The sequence below is a fragment of the Paraburkholderia sp. RAU2J genome (genome assembly GCF_003634845.1).
Lineage (GTDB): Bacteria > Pseudomonadota > Gammaproteobacteria > Burkholderiales > Burkholderiaceae > Paraburkholderia > Paraburkholderia fynbosensis.
In genome coordinates this window covers 1,702,737-1,716,486 of the sequence record NZ_RBXG01000002.1, presented here as the reverse complement: position 1 = coordinate 1,716,486, position 13,750 = coordinate 1,702,737, and the positions used below count along the sequence as shown (strand labels likewise).

Annotated in this window: 11 protein-coding genes; 3 read left to right on the top strand and 8 right to left on the bottom strand. The window is 63.1% G+C overall.

All coding sequences use genetic code 11. The annotated features are described in order from the left end of the window. Positions 1 to 34: 34 nt before the first annotated feature. A complete protein-coding gene (locus tag B0G69_RS25105) occupies positions 35 to 1,219 on the top strand; it encodes an ABC transporter substrate-binding protein (protein WP_121322023.1) in 1,185 nt (394 codons plus the stop codon). Between the two features lie 99 nt (positions 1,220 to 1,318). Here B0G69_RS25105 and B0G69_RS25100 read toward each other — a convergent pair whose 3' ends face one another. The 6 genes from B0G69_RS25100 to B0G69_RS25075 all read right to left on the bottom strand — a co-directional run bounded on the left by B0G69_RS25100 (position 1,319) and on the right by B0G69_RS25075 (position 9,167). After that, a complete protein-coding gene (locus tag B0G69_RS25100; protein ID WP_121322020.1) occupies positions 1,319 to 3,244 on the bottom strand; it encodes an SMP-30/gluconolactonase/LRE family protein in 1,926 nt (641 codons plus the stop codon). A gap of 496 nt (positions 3,245 to 3,740) precedes the next feature. Continuing rightward, positions 3,741 to 4,646 (bottom strand): SDR family oxidoreductase, encoded by a 906-nt coding sequence (locus B0G69_RS25095; RefSeq protein WP_121322018.1) that lies wholly within the window; start codon positions 4,644 to 4,646, stop codon positions 3,741 to 3,743. Positions 4,647 to 4,739: 93 nt separating this feature from the next. Then, on the bottom strand, positions 4,740 to 5,192 hold the full coding sequence (locus B0G69_RS25090) for an AMP-binding protein (RefSeq protein ID WP_121322016.1): 453 nt from the start codon (positions 5,190 to 5,192) through the stop codon (positions 4,740 to 4,742). Then, entirely contained in the window at positions 5,189 to 6,913 is a 1,725-nt protein-coding gene (locus B0G69_RS25085) for a long-chain fatty acid--CoA ligase (RefSeq protein WP_121322015.1), read from the bottom strand. Before B0G69_RS25085 ends, B0G69_RS25090 begins: the two co-directional genes overlap by 4 nt. 154 nt (positions 6,914 to 7,067) lie before the next feature. Beyond that, positions 7,068 to 8,291: an acyl-CoA dehydrogenase family protein gene (locus tag B0G69_RS25080; protein ID WP_121322013.1), complete on the bottom strand. Its 1,224-nt coding sequence runs from the start codon at positions 8,289 to 8,291 to the stop codon at positions 7,068 to 7,070. Between the two features lie 102 nt (positions 8,292 to 8,393). Further along, positions 8,394 to 9,167, bottom strand: a complete 774-nt coding sequence (locus B0G69_RS25075; protein ID WP_121322011.1) for an SDR family oxidoreductase — start codon at positions 9,165 to 9,167, stop codon at positions 8,394 to 8,396. 265 nt (positions 9,168 to 9,432) lie between these two features. Between B0G69_RS25075 and B0G69_RS25070 the strand changes: the two genes are divergently transcribed. Beyond that, the gene (locus B0G69_RS25070; RefSeq protein ID WP_121322009.1) at positions 9,433 to 11,244 is read left to right on the top strand and encodes an acyl-CoA dehydrogenase; all 1,812 of its coding nucleotides are present in this window, start codon (positions 9,433 to 9,435) and stop codon (positions 11,242 to 11,244) included. A gap of 33 nt (positions 11,245 to 11,277) precedes the next feature. Here B0G69_RS25070 and B0G69_RS25065 read toward each other — a convergent pair whose 3' ends face one another. Continuing rightward, entirely contained in the window at positions 11,278 to 12,171 is an 894-nt protein-coding gene (locus tag B0G69_RS25065; protein WP_241991458.1) for an IclR family transcriptional regulator, read from the bottom strand. 338 nt (positions 12,172 to 12,509) lie between these two features. Between B0G69_RS25065 and B0G69_RS25060 the strand changes: the two genes are divergently transcribed. Then, positions 12,510 to 12,887: a BON domain-containing protein gene (locus B0G69_RS25060; protein ID WP_121322007.1), complete on the top strand. Its 378-nt coding sequence runs from the start codon at positions 12,510 to 12,512 to the stop codon at positions 12,885 to 12,887. Positions 12,888 to 13,002: 115 nt separating this feature from the next. Here the strand turns inward: B0G69_RS25060 and B0G69_RS25055 are convergent, their stop codons facing one another. Beyond that, entirely contained in the window at positions 13,003 to 13,572 is a 570-nt protein-coding gene (locus tag B0G69_RS25055) for an XRE family transcriptional regulator (RefSeq protein ID WP_121322005.1), read from the bottom strand. Positions 13,573 to 13,750: the final 178 nt, after the last annotated feature.

Genomic DNA, 13,750 nt, shown 5'->3' with positions numbered 1-13,750 from the left:
GCGCCCACGCATTCCAACATTGAAGGAGACACGTATGACGATCAAACGCTTGCGCGGCCGCGCCGCAGTCATGGCGACCGTCGCCACGACCGCATTGATGAGCGCGGGCGCCGCGATGGCGCAGCAGGTGGTGCACATCGGCTTCTCGGGGCCGCTGAGCGGAGGCGCGGCGAAGTACGGCCAGGAAGTGCTCGACGGCATGCAGATGGCCGCCGCCGACGTCAATCAGGCCGGCATCGAGGTGGCCGGCAAGAAGATCAAATTCGAAGTCGTCGCGCTCGATGACAAGTACAACCCCAGCGAAACCGCGATCAACGCGCGGCGTCTCGCGCAAGAACAGCAGGCCGCGGTGGTGCTCGTGCCGCATTCGGGCGGCGGCTTCGCGGTGCAGACCAGCAACGAGCAGCAGAAGCTGCTGTTGCTGTCCTACACAAGCGTTCCGCAGATCAGCGAACGCGGCAACAAACTGACCATACGGATTCCACCCGCCTTCACGTCGTATCTGAATCCGTTCATCAAGTATGAAATGACGACCTACGGCAAGAAGGCCGCGCTGGCCGCGACCGATACCGATTACGGCAAGGTCTGGGTGGCCGCGTTCAAGCCCGCGTGGGAGGCGGCCGGCGGCACGATCGTGGCCGATAACGCGATGTCCTATAACCGCTCGACCGATTTCTATAGCGGCGTGAGCCGCGTGCTCGCGGCCAAACCGGATGTGTTGTTCATCGGCGGGCCCTCGGAGCCGACCGGCCTCGTCGCCCAGCAGGCACGCGAACTGGGCTTCAAGGGCGGCTTCATCGTGATGGATCAGGCCAAGCTCGACGAAGTCGCCAAGGTGACGAGCGGCTATGCGCCGCTGAACGGCTCGATCGGCGTGCTGCCGCTCGCTAATGAGGACACGCCGAACGCGAAGGCCTTTGTCGAACGCTTCCGCAAGAGTCATGGTGGCCGCGACCCGAGCCAGGAAGTGTCGCTGAACTACACGGCGGTCTATGCGACGGCGCTTGCGATGAAAATGGCCGGCACCGTCAGCGACGCCAGCGCGATCCGCAACCAGTTCGACAAGGCTGTGAAGGCGCTGCCGCCGCAAAACAATCCGCAGAGCGTGACCGGCGTCGATGCTCAGGGTGGATTCGTGATCGGTAATCCGCTGGCGGCGGTGGTTCAGGGTGGGCAGTTGAAGTCGGCGGCGTTGAGTTCGCTGACGGCGGCGAAGTGAGGCTCTACTGCTGATGTGCGAGACAGGCGCCGTGTGTGATATGGCGCCTGTCGGTATCTGAAGCCCGAAACGCTGCGGTTCGAAACCTGAAAGACGCGATCAAGGCGTCCAGCGATAAACCACGATGCTGGAGCCGTTGTAGTTGTCTTTCGTGATCACATATTCGCCGGTCGATCTCAGGTACGCCCTGAGGCCGTACATCGAATCCACGTCGTTACCGACATCCACCGTACCCGGGCTCGTGTTGATCAGCGTGGTGTCGAGGCTGCCCGTCGTGAGATTGAAAACGTCGATGTTCGGTACGGTGTGCACGTAGCCGAGAAAGAGATAGTTGCCGGCCGCCGTCATCGACTTGGGAGCGGCGCTCGGGATGTTGATTACCGGGTCCGGCCTCGTGGTGTTGCCCGCGCTCCAGCCGTGATACACCTCGATTCTCGTCTGTATGGCCGTCCAGTCCCAGCTGCCCGCTATGCCCTGCGCAAGGATCATGGTGTCGCTTTCCGGCAGATAGATGATGCGTGTCAGCGGCAGGATGCTGCGCGGCGTGGAGATCGTGATGGCGGGCCCCCAGCTCGGCTTGCCATTGGCATCGAAGCCGGTCAGCGGGTAATGGTAGATGTGGTTCGTCCGGTCCAGACCCGCCCAGACGTCTCCCCGGCTGTCGATGCAGAATCCGCCCGTGACCTGCAGATTCGTATTGAACGCGGGCCCCGGAATCGATGCGTCCGGTATGGCGATGTAACCGTTCGCCGCGTTGAAGTGGAAGAAGTAGAAGATGCCGGGGTTCTGGCCTGACGCCACGAGAATCCGGTTTCCGCCGACCGTGACGAGCTGACCGAAATGCTCGTCGCGCTGGGTGTCGTTCATGTTGAGGCGCGGATCGGACGGATAGGTGAACGGGTCGATCGTGTTCGCGACGAAGGTGCCGCCCGCGGTGCCGGTGTAGATGTGGCTGCCGCCATAGAAGTAGGCGCCGTCGGTGAGCGGGTCCGGCGCGGCGACTCCCTCGAAGTTGAGAGACTGAAGCTTCCACTGCACATTGCCCGCGCTGTCGTAGGCATGCAGGTCGGTGGCGCCGTTGCGGCCCAGGTCCCAGCCGCCGCCCCATGGATTGTCGAGCACGTACAGATTGCCGGCGGCGTCCCTGCCGATGCCCACGACGCGCGTGAAACGCTTGTCACCGACCTGGCCTTTGATGCCGGTGGTCGTGTCGAGGTAACCGCCCTGCACGCCGAACGTGCCGACCTGCGTTGGCGTACCCGCGATGTTGTACAGCTTGATGTTCATGTCGGGGCCTTCATCGCCGACCATCAATTGCCCGGACCATGCATCGAAATAGAGCGCGGAAGGCCGCGAGGCGGTGCCCATCTGAATGGTGTTCAACACATTGCCGGTCGGACCGAATTCGACCACCGTGCCCGCGCTCTTGCGGGCCACCCAGAGATTGCCCCCGCCATCGACGGCGAGTGCGCCGGGACTCGACACGCTGATGTCCCGCTGCCAGACGCCATCGGTCGTGAAGACCCGGACGCGATTGCTGAATATGTCGCTCGCATAGAGGAGCGAGCCCGAGGTCGCGAGTCCGGTGATCACATCGCCGCGGGCAACGGCGTTCCACACGCTGACGGAGATGACGAGGTCGCGTTGGCCCGTCACGCGGTTGTATCGTCCTATCGAGCCCGTACCGGCCGAGGTGCCGAACTGCAAGGGCGTGAAGATCGACGTGGCATTGCCGGTAATGGCACCGCCCTGAAACTCGCTGTTGATTCCGATGGAACCGATGGTCTTGCCGTTCTGGTAGATCGCGACGCCCCCTTCGTTCTCGTCCCACAGCGATGCCGTATAGATGACGCCTTCGGGCGCGACCCACATCGAGCGAGCCGCGTTGCCCACGTGGGCGGCAAGGGTTCCGGCGGTGTTGGCGAGCCAGTCGGTGGTGTATTGCGCCTGAGATGGTGGCGTAATGAGTGCGAGCAGCGTTGTCACGGCGGCCAGGAATGCGGCATGGATTCGTTTATTGATCATGGGTGATGTGTCCTGACGGCAGGGCGTCAGTCACATGGGAGCGCGGGATGGAATGCCGAGTATCCGAGAAAAAAATGCATTAGTCAGACAATAAATATCTGAAAAAAATCAGGCGAAGTGGAAATCGGGAAGGATTGCGTGGCAGAAAGGAGCGCTGGTGGATATGCCCTGCTGTATCGAGTTCGCTATCCCATGGCGGTGGCGCTGCTCGCACGTAACCGCTCAGAAGAACAGGCCCTGGTGCGACAGGAAGTGGTTCAGGAACATGCCGCCCGGATCAAGCTGGCTCCGCCATGTATTGAACCTGGAAAGATTGTCTTGCGGATAGAGTGTCCAACCACAAGTGAACGAGAGGCAAAACGGGGCGATCTCCTGCCCCTTTGTCGTTGCCCTTCGTTCACGAAGCGCTCATGAAAACCGCCCGCCGATTCATCTGCTGGCGCAAGAACCAGTCTTCGTCGTATGGGCGTTCCTTGAAGCGTAAAACGACGCCCCCTCACCCCCTCAACGCCTCCACAACCTGCTCCCGCACCTGCGGCCTTTCGGCAAACGGATCCGTCGGATTGCGCGCCGTCACGATATCCTCCGCACGCGTCTTCACCGCACCCAGCGCATGCGGATGCGAATAGATATAAAACCGCTCCTCACGAATCGCATCGAACACCAGCGCAGCAACTTGCTCAGCGCTGATCTTCCCCGAGCTCACCGCCTTCTCGCTCAACGCGCGCGACACGCGTTGCGACAAGGTCGGCGGCGCATCGTTGGCGAGTTCCGCCGGCCGGTTACGCTGCGCGTGCGCAATCCCCGTCGGTACGAAGTACGGACACAGCACCGAGCACGCCACCTGCCGCGTGACCAGCGAAAGATCCTGATACAGCGACTCCGTCAGCGAAACCACTGCGTGTTTCGACACGTTGTACGGCCCCATCATCGGCGGATTGAGCAGGCCCGCCATCGACGCGGTGTTGACGATGTGTCCGCGATAACCGGCATCGCGTTGCGCGGCCTCCAGCATCAGTGGCGTGAACGCGCGCACGCCGTGAATCACGCCCCACAGATTGACGCCGAGCAGCCATTGCCAGTCGCGCTCGGTGTTCTCCCACACGAGTCCCCCGCTGCCGCCCACGCCCGCATTGTTGAACACCAGATGCACGCCGCCGAACGCGTCGAGCGTGGCGCGCGCGAGCGCATCGACCTCGTCGCCCTTCGCCACATCCACGCGACGCGCGATTGCCTGCGCGCCGGCCGCGCTCACCTCGGCGAAAGTTTCGTCGAGTGCGTCCTGTTGCACGTCGGCCAGCACGAGCCGCATGCCGAGCTTCGTGCCGAGCCTCGCGAACTCACGGCCGAAGCCGGAGCCCGCGCCGGTGATCACCGCGACCTTGTCTGCGAAATTGTCCATGCGTCATCCCATTGCCAGCTGATATTGGTTAATAAGGCGCCTGCACCCAGCCACCTGCCCTAACGCGCAGCAGGATAAAACCGGTCACGCAACTCACGCTTGAGCACCTTGCCGATCGCACTGCGCGGCAAGCTGTCGACAAACCTCAGCGCCGATTTGTGCGGCGACCAGTTCGAGCGCACGCTTGACCTCTGCATCGACGAACAGCAGCCTCGCACCCGAGTTGCCGATCATGCCGACGAGACTCGTCGCGCTCGACGACGGCGCGAGCGGCGCGACCGCCGCCCCCGCGCGCAAGCCGCCGAGAAACGCCACCACGTAGTCAACCGACGCGGCCCCGCACAACGCAATCGCATCGCGCGGCTCGATGCCGTCGCGCTGCAACGCGGCGGCAAACCGGTCGACGCGCGCATCGAGCGCCGCGTAGCTGAGCACTTCGTCTGCGCAGATCAACGCCGGATGCTCGCCGCGCTCCCTACCAAAGCGGCGCAACATGTCGGTGATGCACACGAACGGTTCGTCCTGCAAAGTATCGAGCCATGTCATCGCGCCGCGCCTCCGCCGCCGCTGTCTGCCTTTCCGCCACACGACGTGGCGTTACGCGCGGCGTCCTCTTCCTGCAACACGCGCCATAAAATCTTGCCGCTGCCCGACTTCGGCAACGACGTGACGAACTCGACGATGCGCGGCGCCTTGTACGCCGCCATCTGCTCGCGCGCCCAGTCGATGATCTCCTGCGCGGCAATCTTCCCTGCATGCGCCGCATCGGGCACCACCAGCGCCTTCACGGTCTCGCCGCGCTTCTCGTCCTTGACGCCGATCACGCACACCTCGTGAATTGCCGGATGCCGGTACATCAACGCTTCGACCTCGGCCGGCCAGACCTTGTAGCCGGATGCGTTGATCATCCGTTTGAGGCGGTCGGTCATGAAGAAGTAGCCGTCCTCGTCGATATGCCCGAGGTCGCCGGTACGCAGAAAGCGCTTGCCGTCGAGTTCGATGAAGGCCTCGGCGGTCGCTTGCGGATTGCGCCAGTAGCCACGCATCACCTGCGGCGCGTTGACGACGATCTCGCCGGTCTCCCCTTGCGGCAGTTCCTGCAACGTGACCGGGTCGATCACGCGCGAGTCCACGTCGAACACGGGAATGCCCAGGCACTGCGGTTTCGGACGATGCGGCGGATTGATGTGCGTGCCGGCAATCGTCTCCGACATACCGTAGCCTTCGACGTAATCGAGGCCGGTGAGCGCCTTGAGCTTGCGCGCGATCGCGTCCGGCATCGCCGCGCCGCCGCCGCGCGCGCCGCTCAGGCTCGACAGATCGTATTCGCCCAGCCTCGGGTTCGACAGAAAGTCGACCATCATTGTCGAAATCGACTGCCACGCGGTGACGCGATATTTCTGCATGCATAGCGCGGCCGCGTCGCGATCCCAGCGCGGCAGGACGACGATGGTCGCGCCGGAAAACACCGCGCTGTTCATGCCGCCCTGCATGCCGGTCACGTGAAAGAACGGCAGCACCGAAAGATAAACGCCGTCGGCAGGCGCCGCGAACCACACGCAGCCGCCGAGCAGCGTGCTCATCACGCTGCGATGCGTGTGCATGCAGCCCTTCGGCTTGCCTGTCGTGCCGGACGTGTATGGCATCACGCACAGATCGTCGGCGCCCGTGGTCAGCGGGCCTGGCGCGATGTGGAGATCGAGAACGGCTTGCCATGAAGTCACGCCGTCGACATTGAAGTGTTTGCGCGGCGCCGCGGCGAATTCGGGCACGGCGATCGGCGATGGCCGCTTCAGATAATCGCTATACGTCGCGACGATGACGTGTTCGAGCCCCCGGCCCGGCCCCTTGCCGATCAACGGCTCGACGTTCGCGAACAGGCATTGCGGCGCGATGATCGTGGCCGCGCCGCTGTCCTCGACGTAGTGCGCCAGTTCGGCGCTCATGTTCATCGGATTGACCGGCACGACCACCGCGTTGGCCCGCAGAATGCCGTAGTAAGCGATGATCCATTGCGGGCTGTTCTGCATGTAGAGCAGCACACGGTCGCCCGCTTTCACGTTGCACTCGTGCTGCAAGAAGCCCGCGATGCGCTCGGCCTCGTCCTTGAACTCGGCGAATGACACCGGCGTGTCGTAAAAAACAATAAACGGCTTGTCGGGAAAGCGCGCCGCCGAGACCTCGGCGTTGTAGAAAATGTTGGTCTCGGGCAGCGTCAGATGCAGTGGCACTTGCGGCGGCCAATGCGCGTGATGGCGTTCATTCATGGGCGTCTCCTGCTTGACTGTCGGCGTGCGCTTCACTGTTGCTGCGCGCTTCGTTCGTGTTCGCCGCGCGGCGCGTACGGCTGCGCTCGTGCTTCGGCTGGTGAGCCGGCCAATGCGTCGCGATGCACGGCGCGGCCGGACTTTATGCGTGTCTTCAACCCGCGAGATAACGCCCAAGCTCCATCTTGGCAATCGCATTGCGATGCACCTCGTCCGGGCCGTCGGCAAAACGCAGCGTGCGTGAACTCGCATAGGCACGCGCGAGGCCGAAGTCATCGCCGACCGCGCCGCCGCCGTGCGCCTGCATCGCCCAGTCGATCACCTGGCAGGCCATATTCGGTGCAGCCACCTTGATCATCGCGATCTCCTGGCGCGCGTCCTTGTTGCCGACCGTGTCCATCTTGTGCGCGGCATTGAGCACGAGAAAGCGCGTCTGATCGATCATGATGCGCGCGTTGGCGATCCGTTCGCGCGTCACGCCCTGCTCCGCGATCGGTTTGCCGAACGCGACGCGATCGAGCGAACGTCGGCACATCGCTTCGAGCGCGCGTTCGGCGCGTCCGATCAGACGCATGCAGTGATGGATGCGCCCCGGTCCGAGCCGGCCCTGCGCGATTTCGAAGCCGCGCCCTTCGCCGAGCAGCATGTTGCTCGCGGGTACACGCACGTTCTCGAACGCGATTTCGGCGTGACCGTGCGGCGCGTCGTCGTAGCCGAACACCGGCAGGTGACGCAGCACCTTGACGCCGGGTGTGGCCATCGGCACCAGGATCATCGACTGCTGCTGATGCCGGTTCGGATGATCGGGATTCGACTTGCCCATGAAGATCAGGATCTGACAGCGCGGATCGTTTGCGCCCGAGGTCCACCATTTGCGGCCATTGATCACGTAGTGATCGCCGTCGCGCACGATGCTCGCCTCGATGCTGGTCGCATCCGACGACGCCACCTCCGGCTCCGTCATCGCGAATGCCGAGCGGATCGTGCCGTCGAGCAGCGGCAGCAGCCATTGCTGTTGCTGCTCGACGCTCGCGTAACGCACCAGCGTTTCCATGTTGCCGGTGTCCGGCGCGGAACAGTTGAACGGCTCGGCACCGATGTGCGAGCGCCCCATGATTTCGCACAACGGCGCGTATTCGAGGTTCGTGAGCCCGGCGCCGTATTTCGACTCGGGCAGAAACAGGTTCCACAAACCGGCGGCCTTCGCCTTCTCTTTCAGTTGCTCGATCACCGGCGCCGGTTGCCAGCGATTGCCGGATTCGCGCGCGGCATCCACCTGCGCATCGAAAACGGCTTCGGCCGGATAGACGTACTCGTCCATGAAAGCATTCAGGCGCTTCTGCAAACTCTTGACCTTGTCCGAGTGCTGAAAATCCATGCAGCGTCTCCTGGTTTTATACGTACGCGCAGCGCGCTCGCACGGTCTGGCGAGCGCGCTGCGTTCTGAAACGAAACGGTGTGTCCGTCCCCGGACGATGACTCAGACGATGATCGAGCCGCCGTCCACCGCGAAGTGCTGGCCGGTGATATGCCGCGACGCTTCGCTCGCGAGAAACACGACCGGCCCCTTGAGGTCCTCGCCGCCGCCGAGACGTTGCAACGGCGTGCGCGACACGATCGTGTTTTCGAGCTTGTCGAGCAGTCCCGCCGACATCTTCGACGGGAAAAAGCCCGGGCAGATAGCGTTGACGTTGATGTTGTACTTGCCCCATTCCGCGGCGAGTGCGCGCGTGAAATTGATCGCCGCGGCCTTCGACGTGTTGTACGCAATCGTATTCATGCCCGGCGGCGAAGCTTTGAGTCCCGCCACCGACGCGATGTTGATGATCTTGCCCGCGCGCCGCGGGATCATGCTGCGCTTGCCGACTTCACGCGCGACGAAAAACGGCGCGTTGACGTTCAGGTTCATCACCTTGTGCCACGCTTCATCGGGATAGTCTTCAGCGGGTGCGCCCCACGTCGCGCCGGCGTTGTTCACGAGAATGTCGATGCGGCCATGCAACCCGAGCACTTCATCGACGAGACCGGGGATGCCCTCGAAGCGTTGCAGATCGTTCACCACGGTCAGCACCTCGATGCCGCAGCCGTGCAGATGGGTCTTCGCTTCGGCGAGTTCATCGGCCTTGCGCGCGGTGATCGCAACGCGGCACCCCATCTCGCCGAGCGCTTCGGCCATTTGCAGGCCGAGGCCGCGCGAGCCGCCGGTGATCAACGCAACCTTGCCGTCCAGTTGAAACAGTTCCTTCACAGCCATCGTCTCGCTCCTCCATGTGTTCCGCTATGCAGGTTTGGATTCCATATTTTCTGACCATCATACGTGCCGAAATTCGGCCTGTAAATAAAAGCACGCTCATTCACTTTCGTTATAAACTGACACGCATCGCTGTTGTGCGGATCATCAGGACTTACCCGCATATCGAGCCTTTCGATTGACTTATGCAGATGCGCAAAGCCGCTCTTCTCGCGTGCATCCCGTCGTTGTTCTGCATAGCGGATTATCTTTGGACGAGGTTTCTTTCATGCAAGATGCGTTGATCATCAACACGCGTGATCTGGAATTCCAGCTATTCGAAGTACTCGAGGCCGAGACGCTCACGCGGCGCGCGCGCCATGCCGATCACAGCCGCGAGACCTTCCGCGCGGCGCTCGATACCGCGCATGCCGTGGCCGTCGAAAAATTCGCGACGCACAACCGCCTGCTCGACGAGCATGAACCGCAATTCGATGGTCAACGGGTCACGCTGCCCGGCGAAGTAAAAGACGCGCTCGACGCGCTGCGCGCCACCGGTTTTCTCGCCGCGGGCAAAGACTACGAATGGGGCGGCATGCAGTTGCCGTCCCTGATTGCTTTGGCGTGCCTGTCGCTCTTCAAGAGCGCCAACATCGCCACATCCTCGTACGCGATGCTGACCACTGCGAATGCGAACGTGATCGAACGCTTCGGCAGCGAAGCGCAAAAGCGCAAGTACCTGCAGGCGCTGTTCGAAGGCCGCGCATTCGGCACGATGGCGCTCACCGAACCGCAAGCGGGCTCCAGCCTTTCCGATCTCGCCACCACCGCGACGCCGAACGAAGACGGCACCTATTCGATTCGCGGCAACAAAATTTTCATCTCGGCCGGCGATCACGAATTGAGCGAGAACATCGTTCATCTCGTGCTCGCGCGCATTCCGGGCGGGCCGCCGGGCGTCAAAGGCATCTCGCTGTTCACGGTGCCGAAGTATCACGTCAACGACGACGGCAGCCTCGGCGCGCGCAACGACGTCGCCCTGGCGGGACTGATTCACAAGATGGGTTGGCGCGGCACGACCTCGACGATGCTGTCGTTCGGCGAACACGGCGAATGTATCGGCGAGTTGGTGGGAGAACCGCATCACGGCCTCGCCACCATGTTCCACATGATGAACGAGGCACGCATCGGCGTGGGTCTCGGCGCCGTGATGCTCGGCTATCGCGGCTATCTGGCCTCGCTCGATTACGCGCGCGAGCGGCCGCAAGGACGCCGGCCCGACAACAAGAATCCGCTCGATCCGCAGTTGCCGCTGATCGAACATGCCGATGTGCGCCGCATGCTGCTCGCACAAAAGGCCTATGTGGAAGGCGCATACGCGTTATGCCTGTACGCCGCGCGCCTCGTCGACGAACAGCACACCGGCGAGAGCGAAGCCGCACGCGCCGAAGCGGGCCTGCTGCTCGACCTGCTGACGCCGGTGGTGAAATCGTGGCCGTCGCAGTGGTGTCTGGAAGCGAACAGCCTCGCGATCCAGATTCACGGCGGCTACGGCTATACGCGCGAGTACCCGGTCGAACAGTTCTATCGCGACAACCGGCTGAACATGATTCACGAAGGCACGCACGGCATTCAGGCGATCGACTTGCTGGGCCGTAAAGTCGTGATGAAACAAGGCGCGGCGCTCGCGCTGCTTGGCCATGAAATCCAGCGCACGATCGACGCAGCGCGCACCCACGAGCGCCTGTATGCGCACGCAAACGCGCTCGGCGATGCATGGCGCGATCTGAACGCGACCGTCGAAGCGCTGCTGCCTACACTCGCTCGAGAAACCGAACGCGCGCTCGCCAACGCGAACGCTTTTCTCGAAGCATTCGGCCATATCGTGATTGCGTGGACGTGGCTGAGGCAGGCGATCGTGGCAAGCGCCGCGCTAGCCGGTGCACGCAGCGAAGCGGAGACAGACGCCGACTTCTATCGCGGCAAACTGCACGCGTGCCAGTGGTTCTTCCGTTGGGAGTTGCCGCGCGTCGCGTTGATGCTCGCGACGCTGCGCAGTCTCGACGACACCACGCTCGGCATGGCGCCGCAATGGTTCTAGCCGGAAATGTTCCGGCCGAAAAGACGCTACGGCTCAGTGCGACAGCGCGATTTCGAGTTGCGTGACCACATCGATCAGACGTGGCCGCACTTCTTCCAGCAGAAATTCCTTCGACAGTTTGAACGACGGGCCGCCCACGTTGATCGCCATGATCGGCAATTCGCCGCCCGGCTGAAACGCGCGCGCAATACCGTTCACGTCTTTCTGCCAGTCGCCGAACGACGTCGTGACACCGAGCGTGCGGTAATCGTCGAGCGCTTTCTCGATGCCGCGACGCGTCTTCGGCCACGCGACATGATCGAGTTCGCGCACCTGCTCCATGAAGCTGAGACGATCGTGCTCGGGAATCGCCGCGAGCCACGCGCGCCCAATCGCCGAAGTCGCGACCGGAATGCGCGAGCCGACTTCGAGCGTCAGTGTGAGCGCCACCGAGCCCCGGCAATTTTCCACGTAAATCATCGAGAGCCGGTCGCGCGTGCCGAGCGACACCGTGGCGCCGGAGATGTCGGCCAGCTCCTGCATCACGGGCCGCGCGATCTTGCGCACGTCGAGGCGCGCCAGCATCGCACTGCCGAGCGCGAGCGATGCCGTGCCGAGCCGGTACTTGCCGCTCTCTTTCAGATGGATCAGATAGCCGAGCAGCGTCAGCGTATGAGTGAGGCGCGATACCGTCGACTTCGGCAATCGGCAACGCAATGCCAGTTCCTGGTTGCTCAACGCTTTGTCGCCGGAGCGGAAACACGCCAGCACTTCGAGCCCTCGTGCGAGCGCCGTGACGAAGTGCCGGTCGTCCTTATGCGCCTCGTGCGCGGTGCGGCTTGCGAGGACCGCGGGCGCACGCGCGGCTGAAGCCGTGCTTTGCGCCGCATCGTCGGCGCTCGGGGCCTCGATGGGATGATCGATTGGGCTGTATTGGGTTTTGCTCAAAACGGAACGCGCTCCCGCGAAACGGCTGTATCTGAAGGACTCACCGTGAGCCCCGATCGAGGGTGACCGGGCTGCGAAATTATAGTCTGAAATATGAAGCGCATTTAATGCGGACTGTTGACGAGTCAAGTCCGTGGCCACGGCCGTGTCACGCGAAGCGACACCGGCACCAGTTTTTCCAGCATGAGCACGTGGGCTGGAGTATTGTTTAAGCGCGCCGGGAGCGCGGTAGGGCAATTCCAGAATACAGGTACTCCCCGCGGGTCAGGAGAGGCTCGCCAGCGCGCGGTTTTTTGCATGCAACGAAGCGACATCAACTTATCGAGGATGGAGAAAACATGAAAAAAGTCAATCTTTTGAAGGCGCTCGGTATTGCATTGTGTGTAGCAACCGCGTCCAGCGCCTATGCCCAGGCCAGCGACGCCGCGCCGCCGGCCGCCACTGCGTCGCCCCCGGCCGCCAATACCCAATCGACTCGCCAGATGGACCGCAAGCTGGGCCGTGACGTCCGGCGCGCGCTGGCCAAAACGCCGGGCTTCAACGTCTCGAACGTGTTCGTGCGGGCGCGCGGCGGCGCCGTGACCCTGACAGGATCCGTGCCCCAGGGCCCCCAGATCCAGCAGGCGGAAGATGTGGCGAAGGGTGTTCCTGGCGTGACTTCGGTGACCAACCGGATCACGCTTGGCGTGCGCAGCGGCGGCAGTGGCGGGAGCTGAACGCCCCGAGCCTGACCGGATGACGACGGGCGGCGCCGTCTGCCGCAAACGCCGCACATGGGGCGCTGCCCGTTGTCCTGGTATATGGAATCCTTAGCGTCGGCTCGATGCCAGCCTAGCGTCGAACGAGACCGACCACATAGCGGCACACCTCGTCGCCCGCATTGAAGAACTCGCACTCGAGCGGCGCGCCGAGTTGCAGACAATCCCCCGCTTCGAGCCGGTAAGCCTGACTGCCCTCGCGGAACGTCAACACCCCTTGCGTGACCCAGATCTGCTGATGCTGAAACACGAACGCATCCGACGGATAAGGCACCCTCACGCCCGCCGGCAACTCGATCTCGAGCAGCTCCAGCACGCCGCCCGTAGGCGGTGAAATCCGCCGCCGCGTATAGCCCGTTTCGGGGTCCTGCCAAAGCGCCTGGTCCGCATGACGCACGAGCCGCTCGCCGGTCTGTTCGGCGAGCGCGAGCAAGGTCGACAAGGTCAGCCCGAACGCGCCCGACAAACGCCCGAGCACCGTTGCGGTCGGGCTCGCCTCGCCGCGTTCGATCTTGCTGATCATCGCCTTCGACACGCCCGAGCGCTCCGCCAGCTCGCTCAGCGACCAGTTGCGCGCTTCGCGCTCGGTCTTCACGCGCGCGGAGATGGCTTGGGTCAGATCGATGGAGGCGGATTCGGACATGGAAGGATCGTCGTGGGTGAAGTGAGCACCGCAAAATTATATCGAGGCGCGGCTGCCTGCCATGCGCGTCCTGCCGCTCATTAAAAGTCAAAAGCGATGTCTTGCATAGTGCTTTTTCGTCCACTATATTAAACACGAGCGCGTTAGCCACACGAGCATGGCACCCGCCGCTGGTTCG